A 1,249-nucleotide genomic window follows, 5' to 3' on the forward strand; every position below is an offset into this window, starting at 1 on the left:
CCGGTGAGGAAAATGCAGCGGATGTCATTTGTGCTCCCGACCGAATTACCGATCGCATTGACCGCTGCTTCCGGTACCGACTGAGCCTGTGCGGCGTAGTGCCCCAGATCGATCTCTTCGTTGAAAACGTAGTAGGGCGTGCCTGCGCGAACCGCCTCGTCGATTTCTTCGATCGCCAAGGCCGACTCGTTCGTCGCTGCACCGATAAGCTCCGCCATTTTCTGGAAGAAATGGGACGCGCCGCTCTGATGTCCGCCACTACGACGCTCTTCCATCGTCAGCCCCTTGGCGACGACCCAGTCGGTCGTGTAGTAACCGACGTCGATGATCATATTGCGCTGCGACGGGGCAAAGTCGGGGTGCTGTGAAAAATGAACCAGAGCGCCCAACGGTTGAGGCAGCACCATCAGATTTCCGACGCGAACTTCCTCATCGCCGAACTGCAGCGTTCCCGAAAACTTGCTGCGCAACGCCTCGGCGTGTTGTTGAAATGTCTGAACGGGCAGTCCGAGCACAAGCCGGTCGACCGACGATACGTTGGCGAAGTGGAAGGCTCCGCCGAGGAGCGCTTCATAGCTATCCGTAGTGCAATAGTTGCCGACGAGCGTGCGACCAGGGTCGCCGTTGCGAGAGGTCAACGGCACTTCCGGTCCGACCTCGTACTGCTTTCCGTTGACTTCAATTCCAACGGTCCGGACTGCCTTCAACACGCCGTTGCTTTGCTTCGTCATCGTCTTAGCCTGATAGTCAGGGGTCAGAGACGGAAACATGAACGTTGAGACTTCCGAGCCGTTGCGAACGGCAACCTTGGTGTTCCCATATCCGACGTCCACGGCAAGGACGGATGCATGCGTTTTCATTGTGTTCATTCTCTCTCCAGAGCAGTTCGATTGGTGCGCTATCTGCCCGTTATCTGACCGAAAAGTGGCAGATGGGCGGTGGTGACGGCTCCCTTTCTCCAAACGTCCGGATAAGTGTCAGGTATCTCCCCCAAAACGGTGAGATAAAAATCTGCCCTCTGAGGCGGCGAAAATCTGTCAGTTATCTGAACGAAATCGGTGAGAAAAGTCCCCGTTACGCCTGTCCAACTCTACAGAGCGACACGCAATGTCAAGGAAGCAAAAGCTCGCAACATTTAGGCAGCTTTTAACTCTTCGATTGTTCAAGGCGCCGGTATTCTTTTAATTACCAACCGCGCGCATGCGCATCGACCCTCCTGAAAAGGACCATCGAGGGGACCGCTTTGCCT

The 1,249-nt window shown here is 55.7% G+C and carries 1 protein-coding gene; it reads right to left on the minus strand.

From position 1 onward, the window contains the following. The coding region (locus AWB81_RS43115; protein WP_062644705.1) for a PRTRC system protein D at positions 1–869 on the minus strand (869 nt) is incomplete at its 3' end. Between the last annotated feature and the right edge of the window lie 380 nt (positions 870–1,249).

Origin of the sequence: Caballeronia arationis (assembly GCF_001544975.2) — a bacterium.
Classification (GTDB): Bacteria; Pseudomonadota; Gammaproteobacteria; order Burkholderiales; family Burkholderiaceae; genus Caballeronia; species Caballeronia arationis.